Source organism: Streptomyces sp. NPDC090108, assembly GCF_044747185.1.
Classification (GTDB): Bacteria; Actinomycetota; Actinomycetes; order Streptomycetales; family Streptomycetaceae; genus Streptomyces.
Genome location: NZ_JBIVDQ010000012.1, coordinates 1 through 24,791, shown reverse-complemented (window position 1 = coordinate 24,791; position 24,791 = coordinate 1). Strand labels below are relative to the sequence as shown.

The following is a 24,791-nucleotide window of genomic DNA, read 5'->3' as shown; positions in this document are numbered from 1 at the left end:
TGCCCCGGGAAGCGGCACTACCGATAGGTTTTCGATGAAGCCGCCTGTCATCGAGGTGTCCGGGCGGGTTGTCGGAACGCAGCAGTCAGCTATCGAAAGGGTGATCCGTTGAGCCGCTCGGTTCTCGTCACCGGAGGCAACCGGGGCATCGGCCTCGCCATCGCCCGCGCATTCGCCGACGCCGGCGACAAGGTCGCGATCACGTACCGCTCGGGTGAGCCGCCGGCCGCCCTGACGGAATTGGGCTGCCTCGCCGTCAAGTGCGACATCACCGACGCCGAGCAGGTGGAGCAGGCCTACAAGGAGATCGAGGAGCAGCACGGCCCGGTCGAGGTCCTCGTCGCCAACGCCGGCGTCACCAAGGACCAGCTGCTCATGCGCATGTCCGAGGAGGACTTCACCTCGGTCATCGACACCAACCTCACCGGCACCTTCCGGGTCGTCAAGCGTGCCAACCGCGGCATGCTGCGCGCCAAGAAGGGCCGTGTCGTCCTGATCTCCTCGGTGGTCGGACTGCTGGGCTCCGCGGGCCAGGCGAACTACGCCGCCTCCAAGGCCGCCCTGGTCGGCTTCTCGCGCTCCCTGGCCCGTGAGCTGGGATCGCGCAACATCACGTTCAACGTCGTCGCCCCCGGCTTCGTCGACACCGACATGACCCGCGCCCTCACCGACGAGCAGCGCGCCGGCATCGTCTCCCAGGTGCCGCTCGGCCGTTACGCGCAGCCGGAGGAGATCGCCGCGACGGTGCGGTTCCTCGCCTCGGACGACGCCTCGTACATCACTGGAGCCGTCATTCCCGTTGACGGCGGACTGGGAATGGGTCACTGATCACCATGAGTGGAATCCTCGAGGGCAAGCGCATCCTGATCACGGGTGTGCTGACGGAGTCCTCCATCGCCTTCCACGCGGCCAAGCTGGCCCAGGAGCAGGGCGCCGAGATCATCCTGACGGCGTTCCCGCGGCCCACGCTGACCGAGCGCATCGCCAAGAAGCTGCCGAAGCCGGCCAAGGTCATCGAGCTGGACGTCACCAACGAGGAGCACCTCGCGCGCCTGGCCGACGTCGTCGGTGAGGAGCTGGGCGGCCTCGACGGCGTCGTGCACTCCATCGGCTTCGCCCCGCAGGACGCGCTCGGCGGCAACTTCCTCAACACGCCGTTCGAGTCGGTCTCCACGGCCATGCACGTCTCGGCGTTCTCCCTGAAGGCCCTGACCATGGCCTGCCTGCCGCTGATGCAGAACGGCGGCTCGGTCGTCGGCCTCACCTTCGACGCGTCCTTCGCCTGGCCGCAGTACGACTGGATGGGCCCGGCCAAGGCCGCCCTGGAGGCCACCAGCCGCTACATCGCCCGCGACCTGGGCAAGCAGAACATCCGCTGCAACCTCATCTCGGCGGGCCCGCTCGGCTCCATGGCCGCGAAGTCCATCCCGGGCTTCAGCGACCTGGCCGCCGTGTGGGACAGCCGCTCCCCGCTGGAGTGGGACCTGAAGGACCCGGAGCCCGCCGGCAAGGGCGTCGTCGCCCTGCTCAGCGACTGGTTCCCGAAGACCACCGGCGAGATCGTCCACGTGGACGGCGGCCTGCACGCCATCGGCGCCTGACCGACGAGGCTCGGCACCGCGCCGGGGCCCGCACCCTTCCGGGGGTGCGGGCCCCGGCGCGTTCCGGGATGCTCCTCCTCGTCGCGCCCCGCTCCGCCCCGTTCCGGCCCGTCCTGGCCCGGGTGGCCGTCACCCGTTCGGCCCACCGGCCGGGTGATCACCGCCCCCGCCGCGCACGCTGGACCACGCACCCCTCCAAGGAGCGTCTCCCTCCGCCGCCTGCCGAGGAGGTTCCCCTGTGCGCCTGTCGCGCAGCCTGATCCCGGTGACCGCGGCCGTGGCCCTCGTCCTGTCCCTGCCGTGCGACGCGGTGTCCCACGCGCGCGTGGACGACGGCAGACCGCCCGCGCCGTTCGGCGCCGCCTGCCGCACCGCCGTGGACGGCTCCCACGTCGTGGCCCACTGCCACAACCCCTATGTGGACACGGACCGCGTGCGCCTGCACATCGAGTGCGCCCGCTGGTGGGACATCGACACCGACAGCGCCCCGGTGGACGCCGCGGCGGCCATGACCGTCACCCTGACCGGCCGCTGCTGGAAGGAAGTCCGCTCGGTCTGGATCAGTCACCAGAAGGAACGCTGAACCTGTCCGGACGGCACAGGAACGGGTAGCCCGCCGCCTCCGCCGCGGCCGCCTCCGCGTCACCCGCGCGGATCGCGTCCATCAGCCGCGTGTGGTCCATGTACGCCCTGGGCGTCAGCCGCGTGCCCACGTCCGCGCGCAGCAAGTCCCGGAGCACCTCGCCCAGGTCGGCGTACATCGCCGTCATGACGTCGTTGTGCGAGGCGGCGACCACGGCCAGGTGGAACGTCGCGTCGGCCGTCACGAAGGCCTCCGCGTCCCCGCTCTCCCAGGCCTCCTCGCGCCGCAGCAGCAGCACCTCCAGCTGCTTGAGGTCCTTCTCGGTGCGCCGCTCGGCGGCCAGCTTCGCCGCCGCCGACTCCAGCGTGGAGCGCAGCTCGGCGATGTGCCGGGTGTCCGCGCCCGCGAACCTGCGCTGCATCACCCCGGCCAGCTCGCTCGTGGCCACCACATAGGTGCCGGAGCCCTGGCGGATGTCCAGCAGGCCGTTGTGCGCGAGCGCCCGTACGGCCTCGCGCACGGTGTTGCGGGCGACGCCGAGCTGCTCGACCAGCTCCGGCTCGGTCGGGATGCGCGCGCCGACCGGCCACTCGCCCGAGGTGATCTGCTGGCGCAGTGCGGAGATGACCTGCTCGGACAGTGCCGAACGACGTGGGTGGCTCAGGGGCATGGCACACCTTCGCACGGGGGGACCGGTCCGGGGCGCCCCGGGGATGTACAACCAATCATCCCATGATTCTATGATGGTCGGCATGGCCAGTGAGGAGACCCGGACCGTGGAAACCCGTACGGAGAAGTCCGCCCAGGACGCCGAGAGCGCCGTCGCGCCGACCGAGGAGGCGGCGCGGGAGACGCCCGCGCGCGTGCCGTCCGGGGCGAGCGGTGCGGCCGCGGTGTCCACGGCCGGCCCGTCGCGGACCGCGTCCGGCGTGTCCCGTACCCCGGGCACCGCCCCGCGCGCGTGGGCGGTCCGGCTGGTCGTCGTCGGCATCGTGCTGTCCGCGCTGAACCTCCGCCCGGCCATCACCAGCCTGGGCGCCCTCATGGAGGAGGTCCGTGACGGACTCGGCATGAGCGGCAGCGTCGCCGGACTGCTCACCTCCGTGCCGCCGCTCTGCTTCGCCGTCTTCGGCATCACCGCACCCCGGCTGGCCCGCCGCTTCGGCACGGGGGCCGTGGTGTGCGCCGGGATGGCCGCCATCACCGCCGGCCTGCTGATACGCCCCTTCGCCGGCGGAACGGCCGGATTCCTGGGCGCCAGCGCGCTCGCCCTCATGGGCATCGCCGTCAGCAACGTGCTGATGCCGGTCATCGTCAAGCGCTGGTTCCCGGACCGGGTCGGCTCCATGACCGGCCTGTACTCGATGGCCCTCGCCCTCGGAACCTCCCTCGCCGCCGCCGTCACCGTGCCCATGACGGACGCCATGGGCGGCAGCTGGCGGGCCGGGCTCGCGGTGTGGGCCGGGCTCGCGGGGCTCGCCGTGCTGCCCTGGATCCCCCTGGTGCGCGAACGGGGCGCCGGACCGGCCCCGGAGTCCGTCCCGGCCGCCCGGGACCACACGGCCCGCGATCAGGCCGCCCGGGACCTCGCGGCTCAGGACCGCATGCCACAGGAGCACGCGGCTCAGGACCTCGCGGCTCAGGGCTTCACGGCGTCGGCCGGGGCGGAGCAGCCCGCGCCGCGCATCACCCGGAGCCGCACCGCCTGGGCGCTCGCCGTCTTCTTCGGGCTCCAGGCCACCGCCGCCTACATCACGATGGGCTGGATGCCGCAGATCTTCCGCGACGCGGGCGTCCCGGCCGGCACGGCGGGCGTGCTGCTCGCGGTCACCATGGTCATGGGCGTCCCGCTGGCGTTCGTCATCCCGCGGCTCGCCACCCGGCTGCCCCATCAGGGCCCCATCGTGCTGGTCCTGGGCGTCTGCGGCCTCGCCGGCTACACCGGCCTGTACCTCGCCCCGGCGTCCGGCGCGTGGGTCTGGGCCCTGCTGCTGGGCATCTCCAACTGCGCCTTCCCGCTGGCCCTGACGATGGTCGGCATGCGGGCCAGGACCGGTCCGGGCGTGGCCCAGCTGTCCGCCTTCGCGCAGAGCACGGGCTATCTGATCTCCATCCCCGGCCCGCTGCTGGTCGGCGTGCTCTACCAGCACAGCGGCGGCTGGGGGCTGCCGCTGGGCCTCATGGCGGCCCTGATGCTGCCGCAGATGGCGGTCGGCTTCCTGGCGGGCCGCCCCCGCACGGTCGAGGACGAGGCGGCCCGCCGCTGACCCGGCGGCCGGTCCGTGCGTGCGGTCCGTGCGGCCGGTCCGTGCCGGTGGTCCGTGCCGCTGGTCCGTGCCGGTGGTCCGCCCGCCGTACGGACCGGCCCGCTGTACGGCCCGGCGGCCGCGACGCACCGGACGGCCCCGCCGCGTCCGTTCCGGACGAAGGGTGCGAGACTGGGCGCATGCAGCCTGTGCTCGACCCGAATCCGCAGAACGGCCAGAAGAAGATGCTGATCGTCTTCGGCTCGTTCTTCGCCATCTTCGTGATCATCGGCATCATCGCGACGCTCGCCTCGCCCTGACCCGGGTGCCGCCCGCCTCTCCGGGGTGGGGTCTGCCCCCTGTCCTTCACGGGGCCTGCCCCCCTGTCCCCTAGGGGGCGAGGATCAGGGTCAAGTGGGTGGCTTTCCGGATGGGTTGACGTCTCCGGAGGCCGTAGCTTCGAGGAGTGACCGCGGCAGAGGGCCGTGGGACCACCCGGAGACCCACGGAGGCGGCCATGCGGGCCCGAACGCACACCCGGCCCCACCCGGCGATCACGGACGGCGTCGGCATCCGGCTGCCCTGGTGGGCGCTCGCCCTGCCCGCGCTCGCCTTCGCCGCCCTGTTCGCGCTGATACTCAACCCGTCGGACGCGCACGCGGCGAGCGGCACCCCGGCGGTCGCCCAGCTCCTCACGCACGTCCGGCAGCTCGTGACGCGCTGAACGCGGCCCCTCGCGCCCGGGCCGTCGCACCGGGGCCGCGGCGCTGTCTCCATGGAGTGAATCCGCATGTCAACTCCCTGCGCCGGGTGGCCTGTTTCATGCGAAGCTGGGTCGCATGAGCGTCGCAGAACCCCGCAAGATCGTCCTCTTCCGGCATGCGAAAGCCGACTGGCCGCAGGTGTCCGACCATGACCGCCCGCTCGCCGAGCGGGGACGCAAGGACGCCGCGGTGGCCGGACGGGCACTCGCCGGCACCGGCATCCCCTTCGACCTGGCCCTGTGCTCCGGCGCCGTCCGGACCCGGGAGACCTGGAAGCTCGCCGTCCCCGAGCTCGCGCACCGGCCGAAAACCGTCTACGAGGAGCGGGCCTACGAGGCCTCGCCCGGCGAACTCATCGCCCTGCTGAACGAGATCCCCGACGACGTGCGCCATGTGATCCTCATCGGTCACAACCCCGGGATGCACGGCGTGGCCGACATCCTGGCCGGCGAGTCCGACGGAGACTCCCGCGAGCGGATGAGGCGTCGCGGCTTCCCCGCCGCCGGCTTCGCGGTGCTGGCCTACGACGGCAGCTGGAAAGGCCTGGAACCGGGCACCGCCACGCTCACGGACTACTGGGAGCCCTCCGAGTGACCCGCCGCCCGGCAGCGGCGCCCGGCACCGCGACGGTGCCGGGTGCCTCTTTCGTCCGGGTCCGCCTCAGTCCTCGTCGTGGGTCTCCGCGGCTTCGACCTCTTCGCGGGTGATGCCCAGCAGATACAGGACCGTGTCCAGGAAGGGGAAGTTCACCGCCGTGTGCGCCGCCTCGCGGACCACCGGCTTCGCGTTGAAGGCGACACCCAGACCCGCCGCGTTCAGCATGTCCAGATCGTTGGCACCGTCACCGATCGCCACCGTCTGCGCCAGCGGCACTCCCGCCTCCGCGGCGAACCGGCGCAGCAGCCGCGCCTTGCCCGCCCGGTCCACGATCTCGCCGGTGACCCTTCCGGTCAGTTTGCCGTCGACGATCTCCAGCGTGTTGGCCTGGGCGAAGTCCAGCCCGAGCCGTTCCTTGAGATCGTCCGTGACCTGCGTGAACCCGCCGGACACCACGCCGACCTGGTAACCGAGCCGCTTCAGGGTCCGGATCAGGGTCCGCGCGCCCGGGGTCAGCCGGACCTCGGCACGCACCTTCTCCACCACCGAGGCGTCCAGCCCCTTCAGCAGCGCCACCCGCGCGTGCAGCGACTGCTCGAAGTCCAGCTCCCCGCGCATCGCCGCCGCCGTCACCGCGGCGACCTCGTCCTCGCAGCCCGCGTGCGCGGCGAACAGCTCGATGACCTCGTCCTGGATCAGGGTGGAGTCGACGTCCATCACCACCAGCCGCTGGGCCCGGCGGTGCAGACCGGCCGAGACGACGGCGATGTCGACACCGAGTGCCCCCGCGTCCGACGCCAGAGCCGTGCGCAGCGACTCCGTCCCGACGCCGGACACCGCGAACTCCACCGCGGTCACCGGATACTTGGCGAGCCGGAAGATGCGGTCGATGTTGCCGCCGGCCTTCGCGATCCGGTCGGCGATGGCGGCCGTCGACTCGGCGGTCAGCGGGTGTCCGAGAACGGTCACCAGCGAGCGCCCGAGACCGCGGGGCCGGTTGTCGCCGTGGCCGGAGATGATCTCCGCCTGCATCTTCATCGACTCGGCCCAGCTGTGCACCGTGGCCCGCAGGTCGCCCTCCAGCCCGGCGGGCGGCGGGGTGATCAGCACGCACAGCACCAGCCGCCCCCGCGTGACGACCTGCTCGATGTCGACCACGTCGACGACGTAGGCGGCAAGGGTGTCGAAGAGGCCGGCCGTGATGCCCGGCCTGTCCTTGCCGAAGATCTTGACGAGGAGAGTGGGGACCTCGGGGGTCTGCGAAGCGCTCATGGTGTCACCACCGTATCCGGCACCCCGTGCCTTTCGCCTGAGCGGTCCGTCTGACGGACACGGAACAATGGGTGTCCGGCCGGTGGAGGCGACCTTGCCTCCCGGCAACGGTTCGCCGCTGTCCGGCAACGGCCCGTCCGCCCGTTTCCGGCGCCGAAGGTCCGCTTCCGGCGCCGACGGTCCGCCCGTCCGGCAGGGGCCCGCCCGGCTGCGTCCGGCGGCACCGGTTTGCCCGGCTCTGCGAGAGCTTGTCCGGCTGCGTCCGGCGGCACCTGCTTGCCCGCTCCGGCGACGGCGGCCCGCCCTGCCGCCTCCGGCGGCGCCTGCTTGCCCGGTCCGGCGACGGCCCACCCCGTCCGCCTCCGCCGGCTCCAGTGCGCTTCCGTCCGTGGCACAACGACAGAGGAGACGGCGGCGGCGACCGCCTGGCGAGCTGTGCCGCCGCCGGGCCCTGTCACGACTTCCGCGTGCCCGCCCGGACTCACCGCCTGGGCCTCCCGGACGGAGGGGGCGGCATCGGGGGTGGCGGGGGAGGAGGCGGCGGCCCGTCGTCCGGCCCGTCCGGCGGGTTCCGCGAGCCGTCGCGGGGCCGGCCACCGGGCCGGCCGCCGGGTCGGTTCCGGGGCACGGGCGGAAGCGGGCCGAGGGGACGGGCGATCGTGGGGGCGCCGTACACATCATCGTCGGGGTTCCCGGGGTTCCCGGGGTTCCCGGGGTTCCCGGGGTTCCCGGGGTTCCCGGAGGGTCCGGGGGCGCCTCCGGCACCCGTGCCGCCGCCTGGCCCACTTGAACCGCCCTGACCACGTGGCCCGCCCTGCCCACCCCGACCGCCCTGCCCGGCAGGCCCTCCCGCGCTCCCGGGCCCGCCGCGCCTGCGGGCCTCGGACCCCCCGCGCTCCTCGGCCCCTCCCGCATCCGCCCCACGCCGCCCCCGGTGTGACGGCGGACGGGCGTCCCGCGGGCCCTCGCGCAGTTCCTCCGGCACCCGGAGGTAGGGGTTCGTGTCCGGGTTCGGCGGCCGGTACGGCGTGCCCGGTGTGTACGGCCCGCCCACGCCGCCGTACCGAGGAGCCCCGCCCTCGCGGCCGTAGTCGGCGTACTCGCCGCGCTCGCCCCCACCGCCGTAATCGGCGTACTCGCCGCGCCTGCCCTCACCGCCGTACTCGACGTACCCGCCGTACGGGCCGTACGGGCCGCCCTCACCGGGGCCGCTCCCACCGGCCGGCGCCTCCACCGCGGCCCCCGGCTCCACCGCGGTACCCGCCCCCGGCTCCGCCGTGAGGCCGGCCCGCGGCGGACGTATCGCCCGGGTCCCCGCAGTGCCGGTCAGGACGGCCAGCAGCGCTCCCGCCGCTCCCGCCGCCGCGCCCCACACGGCGCCCAGCAGGAACGCCGTGCCGAGCCGGCCGTGCAGGGTGACACCGGCCCCGAAGGCGTCGAAGCCGAGCACGGACAGCGAGGCCTTCACCGAGACGTCCGTCAGCCAGGTGAGCAGAGGCAGCGCGAGCGCCGTCACGGCGCCGAGCCGCACCGCGCAGTGCCCGGCGAAGCGCAGACCGGCGCCCGGAGCCCCCGCCCCCGGAGAGTGAGCCCTCAGCGCACGGCCCCCCTGCCTCCGCGCCCCCAGCCCCCGCGCCCCCGACGCGCGCGCCCCCTGCCCCCGCGCCCCCAAGCCAGGCTCCGGCACGGGCACCGGCGTCCGTACCGCGGTCAGTACGCCCGCCAGCAGCATCGCGAGCGCCGCCGCCACCGCCAGCAGCCACACCCGCCCGTCCAGTGCGGCCAGCCGGCCCACGGTGACGGGCCGGCCGGAGCCGCCGCTCAGCAGCTGGTCGAGCGGGTGGGGGAGCAGGGTGGCCAGTACCCCGGTGGCCCTGCCGTCCCAGGGGACGAAGAGACCGAGCGGGACCCCGAGCCAGACCCCGTCGGGCGCGCCGAGCAGGGCCGCGCCGGCGATCCGCCGCGGGTGGTCGTCGCCGACGGCCGCGTACGCCGCGGCGGCGAGACCGGCCACGACGGCGGCCAGCAGCACGGTGACGAGAGCGGAACAGGCCGGCCGCACCACCCGGTGCACGGCGTCCCAGGCGGCCGGCAGGGGAGTGCGGCGGGAGGCGAGCAGGGCGATCAGGAGGACCCCGGCGGACCAGGCGGCGGCACCGAGGACCGTGGGCACGGTGTCGACGGTGAAGGCGACGGCCGCCTTGGCGTGGATCAGGCCGCCGATCCGGTCCGGCAGCAGCCCGCCGAGGTCCCCGAGGTCCCCGATGCCCCCGATCTTCCCGAGGTCTCCGAGATCGCCGACGCCGGGGATGTGCAACCCTCCGCCGCCGCCCCCGCCTTTGCCGCCTCCGCCGGTCAGCCGGTCGAGGCCGAGCGCGCCGCCGTCCAGGGTGATGACGTCGTGCCCGGCCGAGGACAGCCCGGCGAGCATCGCCGCGAAGAGCACGGTCACCGTCCCCGCGCGGGCGAGGAGTTCGGCCGGTCGGATCACGGCCCCGGCCGCGCGCAGGGACCGCAGGAAGAGCCACGACAGGAGCAGGGCGCCGGCCAGCCCCACCCCCAGTGGCGTGATGTCGACGGCGGTGTGCGCCTCGGCGCCCTTCAGCCCGAACGCGGAGACGTCTCCGGACGTCGAGACCGAACCACCCGCCCCGAGGGCCACAACTGCCGCTGTCATGGGGCCCAGTGAGGCCTTCGCGTCCGCTCCCAGCAGATGGAGTCCGAGCGCGGCCGTGGCCGCCATCCCGATCAGCGCCCAGCTGACCGCGGCGACCGCCGACAGCAGGACGTTCCCCCACGGGAGCGAAGTCCCTTGCCGTACAACCCTGGTGCCTGTCGCCGAACCCATGGCCGACCCCCCGATCCGCGATGCGGTCTCCTGGCCGCGCTTGTCCCCCTCGCGGTGGATTACCACTCTCCGGCCCGGTTTCAACCCCGTCAACGGGGGCGAGTCGAAGCGTGCGCGGGCGCTCCGCGCAAGGCCCGGCTTTCGGTCAGGAGGCGGGGCCTGGAATAGTTCCCCACGATGTTCGACATCCCTAGACTCCCCATGACGGGGGTAATTCGGGGGACAACTCAGTGGGGCATGGAGTGCCTGAACTCGTACTGGAAACAAACGGACGGACGTGGACGCTCGACCCGTCCAGGTCCTACGCTCTCGGACGCGATCCGCAGGGTGACATCGTCTTCGAGGACGCCAGGGTGTCCTGGCGCCACGCCACGGTCAGCTTCGACGGCCGCAGTTGGGTCATCGAGGACCACGGCAGCACCAACGGCACGTTCCTGGAAGGCAGTCGGGTCCAGCGGACCGAGATCGGCCCCGGTTCGGCGGTGCACCTCGGCAACGCGAACGACGGGCCGCGCCTGAACCTGTCCGGTGCCGCCCACCCGGCCGCGCAGGCCCCGCAGCAGGCGGCACCGTACGCCGCGCAGGGCGCGGGGGCGGGCTGGGCGCAGCAGGCGCCGCAGCAGCAGGAGCCGTACCAGGCCGCCGCCCACCAGCAGGCACCGCAGGCCGGCTGGCAGCAGCAGCCCGCGCCGTTCCCGCAGCAGCAGGGCGGTCCGGGCGAGCAGTACATCCAGAAGGTGCCCGCGGACGGCCCGGTGCCGCCGCCGGTCCACAGCGACCGCAGTCCCACGACGTTCCACCAGTTCTCGCTCGGCCGCGTGATGCGCATCGGCCGTGCGCTGGACAACGAGCTGGTCGTCTCCGACCTCCAGGTCTCCCGGCACCACGCCGAGTTCCAGTCGACGCCCGACGGCCGTTTCGAGATCCGCGACCTCGGCTCGCACAACGGCACGTTCGTCAACGGTCAGCCGATCGCCAAGGGCAGCACGACGCCGCTCGGCCCGAACGACATCGTCGGTGTCGGGCACTCCACGTTCCGGATCGTCGACGACCGGCTGGAGGAGTTCGTCGACACCGGCGAGGTCTCCTTCTCGGCCCGGCATCTGACCGTCGAGGTCGAGGGCGGCAAGCAGATCCTGAAGGACGTCTCCTTCGGTGTCCCGGAGAAGTCGCTGATCGCGGTGATCGGCCCCTCCGGTTCCGGCAAGTCGACGCTGCTGAAGGCGCTCACCGGTTACCGGCCCGCCAACCAGGGCGAGGTCCTGTACGACAACAGGAACCTCTACAAGCAGTTCGCCGAGCTGCGCCAGCGCATCGGTCTGGTCCCGCAGGACGACATCCTGCACAAGGAGCTGACCGTCAGAAAGGCCCTGAAGTACGCGGCCAAGCTGCGCTTCCCGGCCGACACCACGCCGGGGGAGCGCGACGCCCGCATCGACGAGGTGCTGCGCGAGCTGAAGCTGGACGTCCACAAGGCCAAGAAGGTCACCTCCCTGTCCGGCGGCCAGCGCAAGCGGGTCTCGGTGGCGCTGGAGCTGCTCACCAAGCCGTCGCTGATCTTCCTGGACGAGCCGACCTCGGGCCTGGACCCGGGCATGGACCGCGATGTCATGCAGCTGCTGCGGGGCCTGGCCGACGACGGCCGTACGGTCCTCGTGGTCACCCACTCGGTGGCCGAGCTCGCCCTGTGCGACAAGCTGCTGGTGATGGCGCCGGGCGGTGCGGTCGCCTACTTCGGTCCGCCGGAGGAGGCCCTGAACTTCTTCGGCTACGACAGCTGGGCCGACGTCTTCTCCGCCTTCGAGAACTACCGCGACTACGACTGGGCCGGCCGCTGGAAGGGCTCGCAGCACTACCAGATGTACGCCGCGGACATCGACGCGGTCGCCCCGCAGTCCGTACACATGCCTCCGCCGCAGGCCGTCAAGCCGCCCAAGCCGCAGAGCTGGGGCTCGCAGCTGCTCACGCTGATACGGCGGTACGTGGCGGTCATCGGCTCCGACCGGGGCTTCCTGGCGCTGACGGTGATCCTGCCGGCGGTGCTGGGCGCGGTCAGCCTGCTGATCGACCACAACAGGGGTCTGCTGGTGAACCCCGTCAACGCCAAGACCGGGTTCCCCGTGCCGAACGGCACGGCGACCACCGTCCTGCTGATCCTCGCGGTCGGCGCGTGCTTCGCGGGCGCGGCGAACTCGGTCCGTGAGCTGATCAAGGAGCGGGTCATCTACGAGCGGGAGCGCGCGACGGGCCTGTCCCGGTCGGCGTACCTGATGTCGAAGGTGGTCGTCCTCGGTGCCGTCACCGTGCTCCAGGGCCTGATGGTCGGCCTGATCGGCTTCTCCAGCCGGGAGATCCCCGACCGGGGCCTGGTCCTCGGCGGCTCGACCCTGCTGGAGCTGTGCCTGCCGGTGATGGCGCTCGGCTTCACCTCGATGATGTTCGGCCTGGTGATCTCCTCGCTGGTGAAGACCGCCGAGAAGACCATGCCGCTGCTGGTGATGTTCGCGATCATCCAGGTCGTCTTCACCGGCTGCCTGTTCACCCTGCACGGCACGATCGGCGTCAACGAGTTCTCGTACCTGATGCCGTCGCGCTGGGCGGTCGCGGCCGCGGGCACGACGCTGGACTTCAACAACATCGCCCCGAACACCGACGACCCCGGCAGCACGGACCCGCTCTGGGACCACCAGGCGTCCGCCTGGGGCCTGGACATGGCGGTGCTGATCGTCCTCGGTGTGATCTGCGGCTTCCTCGTCGCCCGCTTCCTGCGGCGGCACGAGCCGGAGGTCATGCGGAAGTAGCGCCGGCCGGCGCGGCGCCATGACGAGAAGGGCGGCACCCCTTGTGGGGGTGCCGCCCTTCGCGCGTCGGCGAGAGGTCCGCGCAGGCCTCAGTACGCGCTGTTGACGTTGTCGATCGAACCGTACCGGTGAGCCGCGTAGTTGGCGGCGGCGGTGATGTTCGCGACCGGGTCGTAGATGTTCCACGAGGTGCCGGAGACGTGGTACGTGTTGAAGGTCGGCTGGATGACCTGGAGCAGGCCCTTCGACGGGATGCCGTTGATCGCGTTGATGTCCCAGCCGTTGATGGCCATCGGGTTGCCGGAGGACTCCCGCATGATGTTGCGGTGCAGGCCCGAGTAGCTGCCCGGGATGCCCTTGGCGTGCATGATGTCCAGGGAGTGGCGGATCCAGCCGTCGAGGCTGTTGGAGTAGGTCTTCGCGGCGACGGTCTGCATCGGCAGACGCACCGCGGAGCGGCTCGCGGCCTGCTCGGTGCGGACCTCGGTGACCTTCTTGGCGTCGGCCTTCGTGTGCGCCTCGATGGTGTCCAGCTTGACGGTCCGGGCGGCGAGCTGGTCGGTGAGGGTGCCCTTGACGGCCTTGACCGGGGCGCCCTGGTACTGCACGGAGGCCGCGGCGGGGGCCGCCGTGGAACCGGTGGTGGCGGTGCCGGTGTGACCGGGGACGGCCGACAGCGCGATCGCGGCGGCGCCGAGCACGCTGACACCCGCGAGGGCGGTCTTCTGGTGCTTGGTCATGGGGCGGCCGCGGCGATGGAGACGGCTGAGGATGTTCTCGGGCATAGCTGATGGACCTCTCGTGATGAAGCGCGGAGGTCGCTCCTGCGTCCGCCGGGGGAATCGGCTCCTCCCACACGAACGCCGAGGGGGGAACCCCACGGCGCTGAGCGACGAGAGCAATTCTTAGCGGGAGCAAAATGCCCTGGCAAAGGTGTGACGTACGATCCCGGGTAGTGGATCGGGGAAGGACAAAACGGGACAGATAGGTGCGTCTGTCCCGTTCGCGTGGGGAGGCTTTATCTCCTATGTCCGTTCGTACGTGATGTGCACCCTATGTGCGGCCTCACATGGGCCGGAGATCCGTCTCACTGCGAGTTGCTGACGCAATGCTCTGGGTGAGCTCGGTCCGGCGGGAGCGGGGTCCGTCCGCCGGGAGCAGGAGGTGCACGTCCCCGAACTCGTGCCACAGATACCGCCCGCGCAGCGCCTCCTCGTAGCCGCGGTCGACCGCGGCCCTGCCCGCCACCGCCTCCAGCATCAGCAGATGCGAGGCCTCGGGCTCGTGCAGCCCCGTCAGCAGCCCGTCGGTCACCCGCACCCCCCGCCCCGGCGTGACCACCAGATCCGTCCACCCCTCGGCCGCCCGCACCACCCCGTCCGCCCCCGCCGCCGACTCCACGGCCCGCACGGCCGTCGTCCCCACCGCGATCACCCTGCGGCCCTCCGCCCGCGCGGCGTTCAGCAGCCGCGCCGACGTCTCCGGCACCGAGAACCACTCCGGGTACGGCGGCTCGTGCGCCTCCGCCGACGCCACCCCCGTGTGCAGCGTCACCGGCGCGAACCCCACCCCGCGGCTCACCAGCTCCGTCACCGTCCACGCGGTGAACGGCCGCGCGGCGCTCGGCATCTCCGCACTGCCCGCCCCGTCCGCCGCGGCCAGCGCGAACACGGTCTGGTACGCCGAGAGAGGCTGGTCCCGCTCCGTGTACGCGTAGCGGATGGGCCGCCCGTGCTCCCGCAGCAGCCCGACCGCCTCCGCGCCCGACAGCCGCGCCCACCACAGCCGGTCGCCGCGCCCGCTCAGCGGCTCCTGGAGCACCAGCCGCGCCCCGCCCGGCAACCGCACCCCTACCCCTGCGGGCCCGCCCGCGCCCGCCCCCGCGTGCCCACCCGCCCACGCGCGCGTAGCACCCCGTCCGTCGGGCACCCGCAGCTCCACCGCCCAGCGCCCGTCGTCCCCGCGCGTGGAGAAGTGCACCACCACGCGCGCGTGCCCGACGCGCCCGTCCACCGCCGCGGCCAGCGTCGGCGAGGTGTTCACCACCAGCAGGTCCCCGGCCCGCAGCAGCCGCGGCAGCTCCCGGAACACGTGGTGCTCCACCTCGGTGCCCCGCGACACCAGCAGCCGCACCGAGTCCCGCCCGCGCCCCGGACCCCGCTGCTCGGCGGGCACCCGCGCCAGCAGCTCCCCGGGAACCCTCAGCCCCGTGATCATCGCCCCTCCGCCAGATCCCCGGCCGTGCGGCGCCCGCCGGCCGGCCGCTCGTCGAGCAGCCGCAGGAACGCCGGTACGACCGACTCCGGCGCCGGCCGCGCCCCGTCGTCGTCTGGTACGGCCGCCGCGTACAGGTCCGTCGCCATGTCACCGGGGTCCACCGCCCACACCCGCAGCCCCGGCTCCTCCACCCCCAGCACCGCCGCCAGCCGGTCCAGCGCGGCCTTCGAGGCGCCGTACCCGCCCCACGTCCCGTACGCCTCCACCGCCGCGTCCGAGCTGACCGTGAGCACCGCCCCGGCCGGCGACTCCCGCAGCAGCGGCAGCGCCTCCTGGACCAGGCCGAGCGCCGCCACCACGTTCACCTCCAGCGCCCGCCGCAGCCCCTCCAGCGGCAGCTCCGCCAGCCGCACCAGCGGCTCGGCACCCAGCGCGCTCGCGTTGCTCACCAGCAGATCCACCCCGCCCAGCTTCCGGGCGGCCGCCACCAGCTCCGCCCGGTGCCCGGCGTCCGTCACGTCCCCCGCGAGCGCCGTCACCCGCGCCCCGTGCCCGGCCGCCGCCCCCGCCGCCTCCTCTAGCGCCGCCGCGCCCCGGGCGTCCAGCACCAGATCCCAGCCCCGCGCGGCCAGCGCCCCGGCCAGCGCCCGCCCCAGCCCCTTCGAAGCCCCCGTGATGATCGCTACCGGCATGGCAACCGTCCCCTCGTCCTGCCGCCCCGGCGGGCGGTGACCACACGGTAGGAACGCGGGCCGCCGCACCGCCTCGGCCCCGGGCCGCAGAACGCCGGGGCCCTTCGGCGTACGCCGCGCGCCCCGGGCCCCACGACGTACGTCCCGGCCCGCGGCCTACTCCGCCGGACCTAGGCCGGGCGGACCGCGAAGGGCCGCCGCGGGCCCGATCCGCGCTGTCGTACCCCGCCGGTACCGTGAGGACATGAGTCACGGTCCCCGGTCCGGCCTCGCCGCGGTGAGCGCCGCGCTGCTGGCCATGAGCAGGCATCTGGAGGTGCGCGACGTCCTCAAGACGATCGTCGCCTCCGCCCGCGAACTGCTCGACGCCCAGTACGCCGCCCTCGGCGTCCCCGACGACCACGGCGGCTTCGCCCAGTTCGTCGTCGACGGCGTCAGCGACGCCCAGTGGAAGGCCATCGGCCCGCTGCCCCGCCAGCACGGCATCCTCGCCGCGATGCTCCACGAGGCCCGGCCCGAGCGCCTCGCCGACGTCCGCAAGGACCCGCGCTTCGAGGGCTGGCCCGACGCCCACCCGGACCTCGTCGACTTCCTCGGCCTGCCCGTGCGCGACGGGGACGAGGTCATCGGCGCCCTCTTCCTCGCCAACAAGAACTGCCCGAAGCCCGAGGGGAGCTGCGGCTTCACCGAGGAGGACGAGGAACTGCTCGCCATCCTCGCCCAGCACGCCGCCATAGCCCTCACCAACGCACGGCTCTACGAGCGCAGCCGCGAACTGACCATCTCCGAGGAACGCTCCCGGCTCGCCCACGAACTGCACGACGCGGTCAGCCAGAAGCTCTTCTCCCTGCGCCTGACCGCCCAGGCCGCCGCCGCGCTCGTCGACCGCGACCCCGTCCGCGCCAAGCGCGAACTGCACCAGGTGGCCGCGCTCGCCGCCGAGGCCGCCGACGAACTGCGCTCCGCCGTGGTCGAACTGCGCCCCGCCGCACTCGACGAGGACGGCCTCCTCGCCACCCTGCGCACCCAGATCCAGGTGCTCGACCGCGCCCACTCCGCACGCGTGACGTTCGCCGCCACCGGCTTCCGCGCGCTGCCCGCGGCCCAGGAGGAGGCCCTGCTCCGGGTCGCCCAGGAGGCCCTGCACAACGCCCTGCGCCACTCCGGCGCGGAGCACGTCGAGGTCACCGTCGGCCGGCGCGGCGCCGGCGCCGTCCTGCGCGTCGCGGACGACGGCGGCGGCTTCGACCCCACGACGGTCCGCCGCGCCGGACGCCACCTGGGCCTCGTCTCCATGCGGGACCGGGCGAGCGGGGTGGGCGGCACACTGACCGTGGAATCGGCGCCCGGCAAGGGCACCACGATCGAGATGGAGGTGCCCGGTGGCTGACCCGATCAAGGTGCTCATCGTCGACGACCACCAGGTCGTCCGCCGGGGGCTGCGCACCTTCCTGGAGGTCCAGGACGACATCGAGGTCGTCGGCGAGGCCGCCGACGGCGCCGAAGGAGTCGCCCGCGCCGAGGAGTTGCGCCCCGACATCGTCCTCATGGACGTCAAGATGCCGGGCATGGACGGCATCGAGGCCCTGCGCAGGCTCCGCGCGCTCGACAACCCCGCACGGGTGCTGATCGTCACCAGCTTCACCGAACAGCGCACGGTCGTCCCGGCCCTGCGCGCGGGCGCCGCCGGATACGTCTACAAGGACGTGGACCCCGACGCGCTGGCCGGCGCCATCCGTTCGGTGCACGCCGGGCACATCCTGCTCCAGCCCGAGGTGGCCGGCGCACTGCTCTCCCAGGAGGAGACCGGTTCCGGCCACGGCAGGGGGAGTTCGCTCACCGAACGGGAGCGCGAGGTGCTCGGCCTGATAGCCGACGGGCGCTCCAACCGGGAGATCGCCCGCGCCCTGGTGCTGTCGGAGAAGACCGTCAAGACGCATGTCTCGAACATCCTGATGAAGCTCGACCTCGCCGACCGCACCCAGGCCGCGCTGTGGGCCGTACGGCACGGGGTGACCGGCTGAAACACCGGAACCGCCGTCACCCGCACGGCAATTCGGAGGTTTTTATTCCGGTCTGAGATTCATACCGTCGTGGGAATGTCACCCGTACGGCGCATCCTCCGGCGGTCACGGCCGTTCTCCAGTGCGTGCCGCGGCGAACCGCCGCGGTGAACGCCTAGGAGGGGTTGGACAGTGAAGAACCTGAAGAAGGCCGCGGCCGTGACGATGGTGGCCACGGGCCTGATGGCCGCGGGCGCGGGGATGGCCTCCGCCGACTCCTGGTCCGGCGGCGAGGCCAAGCACTCCCCGGGCGTCGTCTCGGGCAACGTCGTCCAGGTCCCGGTGCACGTCCCGGTCAACGCCGTCGGCAACAGCGTGAACGTCATCGGCCTGCTGAACCCGGCCTTCGGCAACATCGGCCTCAACGGCTGAGCCCGGACCGCGTCGCCTCCGGCCCCGGCCACTGAGGCCGGACCGGGGAACACCTTCCGGCGCCGGGCGGCCACCCCCAGCCCGCCCGGCGCCCGGGAACGCGACGCGACCCGGCGAAGACCCGCTTCGCCCTCACCACTTCCGGAAGCGCGGTGCTCAGCGAGCGCCGCGTTCCCGCTGTTCCACGGCGGAGTTGTACGCCGCCACCAACGCCCGCCGCGCCGTGCGCTCCACCGGCCGCAGAGCCTCGGCCCGCGCCGCCATCTCGCCCGAACTGACCGCGCCCCCGTGCCCGTTGTCGTAGGCCAAGGACACCAGCAGCCCGACCCGCTGCGCCAGCTCCAGCACCCGTACCGCCCGCGGCGGATATCCCGGCGCCAGCACCTCCCGGCCGTGCGCGGCCCGCGCCCGGTACGCGTCGATCGCGGCCTCGGCCACCGGACCCGACCCGGCCACGTCCAGCCGCGACAGCACCACGGTCGCCTCCCGCAGGGCCTCCGCCAGCTCCCGCTCGGCCTCGCCCAGCGAGGGCACGTCGGCGGGCGGCGCCTCCCGCACCGGCAGCACGTGCCAGACCACCTCGACGTGCACATCGCCCGCGGGCCCCGCCTCGGACACCTCCGGCACCAGCCCGAACGCGGCACCGAAGCAGATCACCGCCTCCTCGGCCTCCAGCGCCCGCGCGTTGAACTCCGGCGGACCGCTCAGCCCCAGCGGATGCCCCGGCACGGGCAGCGCCACCCTGAGCCCCGTCGCCCCCAGGGCCCGCAACCGCCCCAGGGCGAGCGTCAGCCCGACCGGGGCGGACTCGCCCGGCAGCCCCTCCACCCGGTGCACCGCGTCCTCGCCGACGATGGCGAGCGCGGCGTCGTCGGGGGAGGCAAATCCGGCCAATAGGGCATTTCCCCAAGCGGCGAGGCGTCCTGAACGTGGTTCCGAGAGCATGCCCCCACCCTAAGGACCGGACCGATGGGATGGAGCGGTGTACGCGTGGCGTAGATTTCATAGGGGGCTGCGCCCACGGCGCGGCGGACCGAGCCCACAGGCGTACGCGACAGCCGAGACCGGCACACTGCAAGGGGAGACAACGCGCTCATGAGCGATGTTCTGGAGCTTCAGGACGTATCCGTGGTCCGTGAGGGCCGGGCTCTCGTGGACCAGGTCTCCTGGTCGGTGAAGGAGGGCGAGCGCTGGGCCATCCTCGGCCCCAACGGCGCCGGCAAGACCACCCTCCTCAACGTCGCCTCCAGCTACCTCTTCCCCAGCAAGGGCACCGCCAGCATCCTCGGCGAGACCCTCGGCAAGGTCGACGTCTTCGAGCTGCGCCCGCGCATCGGCGTGGCCGGCATCGCCATGGCGGAGAAGCTCCCCAAGAGCCAGACCGTCCTGGAGACCGTCCTGACCGCCGCCTACGGCATGACGGCCCACTGGCAGGAGGAGTACGAGGCGGTCGACGAGCTGCGCGCCCGCGCCTTCCTCGACCGGCTCGGCATGAGCGACTACCTGGACCGCAAGTTCGGCACGCTCTCCGAGGGCGAGCGCAAGCGCACCCTCATCGCCCGGGCCCTGATGACCGACCCCGAGCTGCTCCTGCTCGACGAGCCCGCCGCGGGCCTCGACCTCGGCGGCCGCGAGGACCTGGTCCGCCGCCTCGGCCGGCTGGCCCGCGACCCCATCGCCCCCTCGATGATCATGGTCACCCACCATGTCGAGGAGATCGCCCCCGGCTTCACCCACGTCCTCATGATCCGCCAGGGCAAGGTCATGGCCGCCGGTCCGATCGAGCTGGAGCTCAGCTCCCGCAACCTCTCCCTCTGCTTCGGCCTCCCCCTCGTCGTCGAGCAGGTCGGCGACCGCTGGACCGCGCACGGGCTGCCCCTCTCCTGACGCCCCCCGGCCCGGCCCCGGTACCGCTCCGTCCCGGTTCGCCCCCTGTCGGCCGCCCCGGCCCCGCCCTACCATGACCTTCGTGGACGACATCGGCGCATGGGTGTGGTGGCTCGTCGGTGCGGCATCGCTCGGCATCCCGCTCGTGGTCACGGCGATGCCGGAGTTCGGCATGCTGGCGGTGGGAGCCGTCGCGGCCGCCGTCGCCGCCGGCCTCGGCTTCGGTGCCGTCGTCCAGGTCCTCACCTTCATCGTCGTCTCGGTCGCCCTCATCGCCGTCGTCCGTCCCCTCGCCAACCGGCACGCCCGTCGCGGCCCCGGACTGGCCACCGGGGTGGACGCGTTGAAGGGCAGGCAGGCCGTCGTCCTGGAACGCGTCGACGGATCGGGAGGCCGGATCAAGCTCGCCGGAGAGGTCTGGTCGGCCCGCGCGCTCGACACCCGGCGCGCCTACGAAGCCGGCCAGGAGGTGGACGTCGTGGAGATCGAGGGGGCCACCGCGATCGTCATCTGAGGCATCTGCCCCCCGAGTTGCACGACGGTCTGTCAGACTCGACCAGCAAGATCTTCGACAACCGAGAGATCTGCCGATGCGCCGAGGCGGAGAGGGGTACGGGGACCACGATGGAACCGGTCATCATCGTCCTGATCATTCTGGTGGTGTTGGTCTTCATCGCCCTGATCAAGACCATCCAGGTCATCCCACAGGCCAGCGCCGCGATCGTCGAGCGCTTCGGCCGCTACACACGCACGCTGAACGCGGGCCTCAACATCGTCGTCCCGTTCATAGACACCATCCGCAACCGCATCGACCTGCGTGAACAGGTCGTGCCGTTCCCGCCCCAGCCGGTGATCACCCAGGACAACCTGGTCGTGAACATCGACACCGTCATCTACTACCAGGTGACCGACGCGCGGGCCGCCACCTACGAGGTCGCCAGCTACATCCAGGCGATCGAGCAGCTCACCGTCACCACCCTGCGCAACATCATCGGCGGCATGGACCTGGAGCGGACCCTCACCTCCCGTGAGGAGATCAACGCGGCCCTGCGCGGCGTCCTCGACGAGGCCACCGGCAAGTGGGGCATCCGCGTCAACCGCGTCGAGCTGAAGGCCATCGAGCCGCCCACCTCCATCCAGGACTCGATGGAGAAGCAGATGCGCGCCGACCGTGACAAGCGCGCCGCGATCCTCACCGCGGAAGGCACGCGCCAGGCCGCGATCCTCACCGCCGAGGGCGAGAAGCAGTCCCAGATCCTGCGCGCCGAGGGTGAGGCCAAGGCCGCCGCGCTCCGCGCCGAGGGCGAGGCCCAGGCGGTCCGTACGGTCTTCGAGGCGATCCACGCCGGCGACCCGGACCAGAAGCTCCTCTCCTACCAGTACCTCCAGATGCTCCCGAAGATCGCCGAAGGCGACGCCAACAAGCTCTGGATCGTCCCCAGCGAGATCGGCGACGCCCTCAAGGGACTGTCCGGCGCGATGGGCAACTTCGGCCCCTTCGCCGGCGGCTCCGGAGGCCGCGGCGGCTCCGTCCCGACCCAGGGCAACGCCCCGGGCACGGAGCGCCGCGAGAAGCCCTCGATCGACTGACGGCCCGCGCGTACGACACCGCGCACCCGCACGCAGAGGGGCCCGCCTTCCACGGAAGGCGGGCCCCTCTCACGTATCCGCTACGCGGCACTCCGGGAGAGCCACTCCGGCAGCGCGTCGTAGCCGTCGCGCCCCAGCGCGAGCAGCATCGCGTCCTGGGGCGTCGGTTCGAACGGGCCGCGCAGCAGCGTCATGCCCGCCTCCTCCGGCGTCCGGTCGGCCTTGCGGTGATTGTCCTGCGCGCACGCGGCGACCGTGTTCAGCCACGTGTCCCGCCCGCCCCGCGACCGCGGCACCACATGGTCCACGGTCGTCGCCCTGTTCCCGCAGTACGCGCACCGGTGCCGGTCCCTGACCAGCACCCCTCGCCTCGACCATGGTGCTTGTCTTCGGAAGGGCACCCGTACGTAACGGCAGAGCCTGATCACCCGGGGCGCGGGTATGTCCACCTCGGCGCCCCGCAGACGCAGATCGGGATGGGCCTGTTCGACCACGGCCTTGTCCTGGAGCACCAGGACGACCGCCCGGTTCAGAGTCACTGTCGACAGCGGCTCGAAACTCGCGTTCAGCACCAGCGTGTCACGCATCCAGCCCACCTCCCGTGTGCGACCGCCCGCCCCCGGCGGGCACGGATCAACTCTGTACGGGCGCGCCGGGATGGACAACGCAATAAAAAGTGCCCGCCTCCGATCTCTTCCAGGACCAGAGGCGGGCAAACGTTCCGTGAACGCTCGGCCGGGGGTGACCGCGGGCCGTCAGCCCTTCTGCGGGTTCTCGTACTCCCCGATCAGCTGTCCGCGCGCGATCGCGTGGAAGCGGAGGTTGAAACCGACGACGGCGGGCGACACGTCCGCGTCCGGCCCCAGCTTCTCCTCGTCGACCGCGTACACCGTGAACACGTACCGGTGCGGACCGTCACCGGGCGGCGGGGCGGCACCGCCGAAGTCCTTCGTGCCGTAGTCGTTGCGCACCTGCACGGCACCCGCGGGCAGCCCCGCGAACGAGCCGCTGCCCGCGCCCGCCGGCAGCTCCGTCACGGAGGCCGGGATGTCGAACACCACCCAGTGCCAGAACCCGCTGCCGGTCGGCGCGTCGGGGTCGTAGCAGGTCACGGCGAAGCTCTTGGTCCCGGCGGGGAAGCCCTCCCAGCTCAGCTGCGGCGAGATGTTCCCCTCCGCGTAGACCTGGGCGTCCTGCAGGATGCCGCCCTCCTCGATGTCCTCGCTCGTCACCGTGAACGACGGGACGGGCGGATGGAAGTCATGGGGGAGCGGCCGCCGCTCGAGCTCGGTCACCTGGGTACCTCCTGATCGATTCCCTTGGATGGTCCGAGCCTAAGGGGCGGCTCCCCGCTCTTCACGGACCGGGCCTCAGAACCAGTTGCGGCGGCTGCCGACCTCGGAGAGCCACTGGTTGAGGTACGCGGCCCAGTCGGTCGCGTGGAAGTCGTGCAGGCCGACCTGGAAGGAGCGGAAGGTGTCCGAGCCCTCGCTGAACAGACCCGGCTTCTTGTCCATCTCCAGGATGACGTCCATCGCGTGCTCGTCCGCGACGAAGCTCAGCTCGACCTGGTTCAGCCCCCGGTACTGCGTGGGCGGGTGGAACTCGAGCTCCTGGTAGAACGGCAGCCGCTGCCGGGTGCCCCGGATGTGGCCGCGCTCCATGTCCGCGTTCTTGAAGCGGAAGCCCAGCTGGATGAACGCGTCGAGAATGGCCTTCTGGGCCGGCAGCGGGTGCACGTTGATCGGGTCGAGGTCGCCGGAGTCCACCGCGCGGGCGATCTGCAGCTCGGTGGTGACACCGATGTGCATGCCGCGCAGCGCCTGACCGTCGATCATCGTGACCGGCGTCTCCCACGGGATGTCCAGGCCGAACGGCACCGCGTGCACCGCCCCCGCCTGGAGCTCGAAGGCGCCGCCGAGCCGCACCCTCGTGAACTCGATGTCCTGCTTGTACTCCTGGTCGCCGCTCTCCACCTCGACCTTGGCCTGGAGGCCCACCGACAGGCCCTCGATGTTCTGGTTCACGGACCCGCCCTGGATCCGCACCTCACCCTGGACGACCCCGCCGGGCACGACGTTGACCTCGGTCAGCACCGTCTCGACCGAAGCCCCGCCGGCTCCGAGGCTCGCGAGCAGCTTCTTGAACGCCATGACTCTCCCTTGACGATTGGATCCTCGGTCCGTACAAACGCGAACCGGGCGCAACCGGTTCCGCCGTGACCGAGACGCGTCTGGACTACGCTCGGAGGGCATGATCGCGCCCCCGGACCGTATGCCACTGCCCCGAGACTTCTTCGACAGGCCTGTCCTGGACGTCGCCCCCGATCTCCTCGGCCGTGTGCTGGTCCGCGAGACCCCCGACGGGCCGATCGCGCTACGCCTCACGGAGGTGGAGGCGTACGACGGCGCGAACGACCCCGGCTCGCACGCCTTCCGCGGACGCACTCCCCGCAACGACGTGATGTTCGGACCCCCCGGACACGTCTACGTCTACTTCACCTACGGCATGTGGCACTGCATGAACCTCGTCTGCGGGCCCGTGGGCGACGCGAGCGCCGTGCTGCTGCGGGCGGGCGAGATCGTCGAAGGCGCCGGGCCCGCCCGTAAACGTCGGCTTTCGGCCCGGAGCGACAAGGAACTGGCCAAAGGGCCGGCCCGGCTGGCCACGGCCCTGGACGTCGACCGCTCCCTCGACGGCGTGGACGCCTGTGCTGTCACCGGGTCGCCGCTGCGGATCCTCGCCGGCGCTCCCGTCACCGCCGACCAGGTGTGCAACGGTCCCCGGACCGGAGTGTCCGGTGACGGCGGGATCCACCCCTGGCGCTTCTGGATCGCCGACGACCCGACGGTGAGCCCGTACCGGGCGCATGTGCCGAGACGCAGGTCACGTTGACTCGGCCCTCAGACCTGCGTAATGTTCTCCGAGCCGCTTGAACCGGGTACGACAGTCGTCTGCAGCCGGAAGCGGTCAACCCACTACCTACGACATCCCTCAGCGGGGGTCCATTCGGCGTGCTCGCATGCCCGAATTCCGAACCCGCGGGACTCGATTATGAATCCGCCGGGGGAATCGGCTAGCGTAGTGAATGTCGAAAGGCCGACAGGCGAAAGCTGAAAGCCCCAGACAAATCCCGCTGACTGGGAATCGGACGCCGAAAGGGTCTGATAGAGTCGGAACCGCCGGAAAGGGAAACGCGAGAGCGAAGACCTGGAAAGCACCGAGGAAATCGGATCGGAAAACGATCTGATAGAGTCG

25 protein-coding genes are annotated in these 24,791 nt (G+C 72.4%); 15 read left to right on the top strand and 10 right to left on the bottom strand.

What is annotated here, in order from left to right; translation table 11 throughout:
• The first annotated feature begins 108 nt into the window (after positions 1–108).
• From fabG to ACIPRD_RS31685, 3 genes are all read left to right on the top strand, one after another.
• Positions 109–828, top strand: a complete 720-nt coding sequence (gene fabG, locus ACIPRD_RS31695; protein WP_356411398.1) for a 3-oxoacyl-[acyl-carrier-protein] reductase — start codon at positions 109–111, stop codon at positions 826–828.
• 5 nt (positions 829–833) lie between these two features.
• Positions 834–1,601 carry an enoyl-ACP reductase FabI gene (gene fabI, locus ACIPRD_RS31690; protein ID WP_356411401.1) on the top strand — a complete coding sequence of 256 codons (768 nt, stop codon included), beginning with the start codon at positions 834–836 and terminating at the stop codon, positions 1,599–1,601.
• Positions 1,602–1,839: 238 nt separating this feature from the next.
• The gene (locus ACIPRD_RS31685) at positions 1,840–2,184 is read left to right on the top strand and encodes a hypothetical protein (protein WP_401568081.1); all 345 of its coding nucleotides are present in this window, start codon (positions 1,840–1,842) and stop codon (positions 2,182–2,184) included.
• Here the strand turns inward: ACIPRD_RS31685 and ACIPRD_RS31680 are convergent.
• Entirely contained in the window at positions 2,162–2,854 is a 693-nt protein-coding gene (locus ACIPRD_RS31680; protein ID WP_401568078.1) for a FadR/GntR family transcriptional regulator, read from the bottom strand. The two genes, ACIPRD_RS31685 and ACIPRD_RS31680, sit on opposite strands and share 23 nt — an antisense overlap.
• A gap of 73 nt (positions 2,855–2,927) precedes the next feature.
• Between ACIPRD_RS31680 and ACIPRD_RS31675 the strand changes: the two genes are divergently transcribed.
• From ACIPRD_RS31675 to ACIPRD_RS31660, 4 genes are all read left to right on the top strand, one after another.
• Positions 2,928–4,451, top strand: a complete 1,524-nt coding sequence (locus tag ACIPRD_RS31675; RefSeq protein WP_401568183.1) for a CynX/NimT family MFS transporter — start codon at positions 2,928–2,930, stop codon at positions 4,449–4,451.
• Between the two features lie 179 nt (positions 4,452–4,630).
• Positions 4,631–4,750: an SGM_5486 family transporter-associated protein gene (locus tag ACIPRD_RS31670; RefSeq protein ID WP_356411413.1), complete on the top strand. Its 120-nt coding sequence runs from the start codon at positions 4,631–4,633 to the stop codon at positions 4,748–4,750.
• Between the two features lie 197 nt (positions 4,751–4,947).
• The gene (locus ACIPRD_RS31665) at positions 4,948–5,154 is read left to right on the top strand and encodes a hypothetical protein (protein WP_401568076.1); all 207 of its coding nucleotides are present in this window, start codon (positions 4,948–4,950) and stop codon (positions 5,152–5,154) included.
• Between the two features lie 115 nt (positions 5,155–5,269).
• Entirely contained in the window at positions 5,270–5,788 is a 519-nt protein-coding gene (locus tag ACIPRD_RS31660) for a SixA phosphatase family protein (RefSeq protein ID WP_401568073.1), read from the top strand.
• Positions 5,789–5,854: 66 nt separating this feature from the next.
• Here ACIPRD_RS31660 and serB read toward each other — a convergent pair whose 3' ends face one another.
• Both serB and ACIPRD_RS31650 read right to left on the bottom strand, forming a co-directional pair.
• On the bottom strand, positions 5,855–7,063 hold the full coding sequence (serB, locus tag ACIPRD_RS31655) for a phosphoserine phosphatase SerB (RefSeq protein WP_356411422.1): 1,209 nt from the start codon (positions 7,061–7,063) through the stop codon (positions 5,855–5,857).
• Positions 7,064–7,544: 481 nt separating this feature from the next.
• The gene (locus ACIPRD_RS31650; RefSeq protein WP_401568070.1) at positions 7,545–9,911 is read right to left on the bottom strand and encodes a streptophobe family protein; all 2,367 of its coding nucleotides are present in this window, start codon (positions 9,909–9,911) and stop codon (positions 7,545–7,547) included.
• Between the two features lie 242 nt (positions 9,912–10,153).
• Between ACIPRD_RS31650 and ACIPRD_RS31645 the strand changes: the two genes are divergently transcribed.
• Complete coding sequence (locus ACIPRD_RS31645; RefSeq protein WP_401568067.1) at positions 10,154–12,712, top strand: FHA domain-containing protein; 2,559 nt, start codon at positions 10,154–10,156, stop codon at positions 12,710–12,712.
• Between the two features lie 89 nt (positions 12,713–12,801).
• Here the strand turns inward: ACIPRD_RS31645 and ACIPRD_RS31640 are convergent, their stop codons facing one another.
• From ACIPRD_RS31640 to ACIPRD_RS31630, 3 genes are all read right to left on the bottom strand, one after another.
• Complete coding sequence (locus ACIPRD_RS31640; protein WP_356411431.1) at positions 12,802–13,497, bottom strand: transglycosylase SLT domain-containing protein; 696 nt, start codon at positions 13,495–13,497, stop codon at positions 12,802–12,804.
• Between the two features lie 280 nt (positions 13,498–13,777).
• Positions 13,778–14,929: an S-adenosylmethionine:tRNA ribosyltransferase-isomerase gene (locus tag ACIPRD_RS31635; RefSeq protein WP_356411434.1), complete on the bottom strand. Its 1,152-nt coding sequence runs from the start codon at positions 14,927–14,929 to the stop codon at positions 13,778–13,780.
• Entirely contained in the window at positions 14,926–15,621 is a 696-nt protein-coding gene (locus ACIPRD_RS31630) for an SDR family NAD(P)-dependent oxidoreductase (protein ID WP_401568065.1), read from the bottom strand. The genes ACIPRD_RS31635 and ACIPRD_RS31630 overlap by 4 nt, the downstream gene beginning before the upstream one ends.
• A 244-nt stretch (positions 15,622–15,865) precedes the next feature.
• On the opposite strand from ACIPRD_RS31630, the gene ACIPRD_RS31625 reads away from it, so the two are divergent.
• From ACIPRD_RS31625 to ACIPRD_RS31615, 3 genes are all read left to right on the top strand, one after another.
• Positions 15,866–17,011: a GAF domain-containing sensor histidine kinase gene (locus tag ACIPRD_RS31625; RefSeq protein WP_356411440.1), complete on the top strand. Its 1,146-nt coding sequence runs from the start codon at positions 15,866–15,868 to the stop codon at positions 17,009–17,011.
• Positions 17,004–17,645, top strand: coding sequence for a response regulator transcription factor (locus ACIPRD_RS31620; protein ID WP_356411443.1), 642 nt, complete (start codon positions 17,004–17,006; stop codon positions 17,643–17,645). Before ACIPRD_RS31625 ends, ACIPRD_RS31620 begins: the two co-directional genes overlap by 8 nt.
• Positions 17,646–17,816: 171 nt before the next feature.
• Entirely contained in the window at positions 17,817–18,056 is a 240-nt protein-coding gene (locus ACIPRD_RS31615) for a chaplin (RefSeq protein WP_356411446.1), read from the top strand.
• Between the two features lie 156 nt (positions 18,057–18,212).
• Here the strand turns inward: ACIPRD_RS31615 and ACIPRD_RS31610 are convergent, their stop codons facing one another.
• Positions 18,213–19,001, bottom strand: a complete 789-nt coding sequence (locus ACIPRD_RS31610) for a hypothetical protein (protein WP_356411449.1) — start codon at positions 18,999–19,001, stop codon at positions 18,213–18,215.
• Positions 19,002–19,151: 150 nt separating this feature from the next.
• On the opposite strand from ACIPRD_RS31610, the gene ACIPRD_RS31605 reads away from it, so the two are divergent.
• The 3 genes from ACIPRD_RS31605 to ACIPRD_RS31595 all read left to right on the top strand — a co-directional run bounded on the left by ACIPRD_RS31605 (position 19,152) and on the right by ACIPRD_RS31595 (position 21,533).
• Positions 19,152–19,943, top strand: coding sequence for an ABC transporter ATP-binding protein (locus ACIPRD_RS31605; protein WP_356411452.1), 792 nt, complete (start codon positions 19,152–19,154; stop codon positions 19,941–19,943).
• Between the two features lie 82 nt (positions 19,944–20,025).
• Positions 20,026–20,457 carry an NfeD family protein gene (locus ACIPRD_RS31600; RefSeq protein WP_356411455.1) on the top strand — a complete coding sequence of 144 codons (432 nt, stop codon included), beginning with the start codon at positions 20,026–20,028 and terminating at the stop codon, positions 20,455–20,457.
• 110 nt (positions 20,458–20,567) lie between these two features.
• Complete coding sequence (locus ACIPRD_RS31595) at positions 20,568–21,533, top strand: SPFH domain-containing protein (RefSeq protein ID WP_356411458.1); 966 nt, start codon at positions 20,568–20,570, stop codon at positions 21,531–21,533.
• 80 nt (positions 21,534–21,613) lie between these two features.
• On the opposite strand, the gene ACIPRD_RS31590 is transcribed toward ACIPRD_RS31595, so the two are convergent.
• From ACIPRD_RS31590 to ACIPRD_RS31580, 3 genes are all read right to left on the bottom strand, one after another.
• Positions 21,614–22,120, bottom strand: a complete 507-nt coding sequence (locus tag ACIPRD_RS31590; protein ID WP_356411461.1) for an HNH endonuclease — start codon at positions 22,118–22,120, stop codon at positions 21,614–21,616.
• A 168-nt stretch (positions 22,121–22,288) separates the two neighbouring features.
• A complete protein-coding gene (locus ACIPRD_RS31585; RefSeq protein WP_401568061.1) occupies positions 22,289–22,828 on the bottom strand; it encodes a YbhB/YbcL family Raf kinase inhibitor-like protein in 540 nt (179 codons plus the stop codon).
• Between the two features lie 75 nt (positions 22,829–22,903).
• The gene (locus ACIPRD_RS31580; RefSeq protein ID WP_401568059.1) at positions 22,904–23,686 is read right to left on the bottom strand and encodes a sporulation protein; all 783 of its coding nucleotides are present in this window, start codon (positions 23,684–23,686) and stop codon (positions 22,904–22,906) included.
• Between the two features lie 100 nt (positions 23,687–23,786).
• Between ACIPRD_RS31580 and ACIPRD_RS31575 the strand changes: the two genes are divergently transcribed.
• Positions 23,787–24,428: a DNA-3-methyladenine glycosylase gene (locus ACIPRD_RS31575; RefSeq protein WP_401568057.1), complete on the top strand. Its 642-nt coding sequence runs from the start codon at positions 23,787–23,789 to the stop codon at positions 24,426–24,428.
• Positions 24,429–24,791 lie beyond the last annotated feature (363 nt).

Bases quoted from the DNA above. Each gene is read 5' to 3' on its own strand.
- ACIPRD_RS31575 (WP_401568057.1), top strand. From the start codon at position 23,787: ATGATCGCGCCCCCGGACCGTATGCCACTGCCCCGAGACTTCTTCGAC.
- ACIPRD_RS31660 (WP_401568073.1), top strand. From the start codon at position 5,270: ATGAGCGTCGCAGAACCCCGCAAGATCGTCCTCTTCCGGCATGCGAAA.
- ACIPRD_RS31590 (WP_356411461.1), bottom strand. From the start codon at position 22,120: ATGCGTGACACGCTGGTGCTGAACGCGAGTTTCGAGCCGCTGTCGACA.
- ACIPRD_RS31670 (WP_356411413.1), top strand. From the start codon at position 4,631: ATGCAGCCTGTGCTCGACCCGAATCCGCAGAACGGCCAGAAGAAGATG.
- ACIPRD_RS31605 (WP_356411452.1), top strand. From the start codon at position 19,152: ATGAGCGATGTTCTGGAGCTTCAGGACGTATCCGTGGTCCGTGAGGGC.
- ACIPRD_RS31640 (WP_356411431.1), bottom strand. From the start codon at position 13,497: ATGCCCGAGAACATCCTCAGCCGTCTCCATCGCCGCGGCCGCCCCATG.
- serB (WP_356411422.1), bottom strand. From the start codon at position 7,063: ATGAGCGCTTCGCAGACCCCCGAGGTCCCCACTCTCCTCGTCAAGATC.
- ACIPRD_RS31680 (WP_401568078.1), bottom strand. From the start codon at position 2,854: ATGCCCCTGAGCCACCCACGTCGTTCGGCACTGTCCGAGCAGGTCATC.
- ACIPRD_RS31665 (WP_401568076.1), top strand. From the start codon at position 4,948: ATGCGGGCCCGAACGCACACCCGGCCCCACCCGGCGATCACGGACGGC.
- ACIPRD_RS31610 (WP_356411449.1), bottom strand. From the start codon at position 19,001: ATGCTCTCGGAACCACGTTCAGGACGCCTCGCCGCTTGGGGAAATGCC.
- ACIPRD_RS31625 (WP_356411440.1), top strand. From the start codon at position 15,866: ATGAGTCACGGTCCCCGGTCCGGCCTCGCCGCGGTGAGCGCCGCGCTG.
- ACIPRD_RS31675 (WP_401568183.1), top strand. From the start codon at position 2,928: ATGGTCGGCATGGCCAGTGAGGAGACCCGGACCGTGGAAACCCGTACG.
- ACIPRD_RS31580 (WP_401568059.1), bottom strand. From the start codon at position 23,686: ATGGCGTTCAAGAAGCTGCTCGCGAGCCTCGGAGCCGGCGGGGCTTCG.
- ACIPRD_RS31650 (WP_401568070.1), bottom strand. From the start codon at position 9,911: ATGGGTTCGGCGACAGGCACCAGGGTTGTACGGCAAGGGACTTCGCTC.
- ACIPRD_RS31635 (WP_356411434.1), bottom strand. From the start codon at position 14,929: ATGATCACGGGGCTGAGGGTTCCCGGGGAGCTGCTGGCGCGGGTGCCC.
- ACIPRD_RS31630 (WP_401568065.1), bottom strand. From the start codon at position 15,621: ATGCCGGTAGCGATCATCACGGGGGCTTCGAAGGGGCTGGGGCGGGCG.
- fabI (WP_356411401.1), top strand. From the start codon at position 834: ATGAGTGGAATCCTCGAGGGCAAGCGCATCCTGATCACGGGTGTGCTG.
- ACIPRD_RS31595 (WP_356411458.1), top strand. From the start codon at position 20,568: ATGGAACCGGTCATCATCGTCCTGATCATTCTGGTGGTGTTGGTCTTC.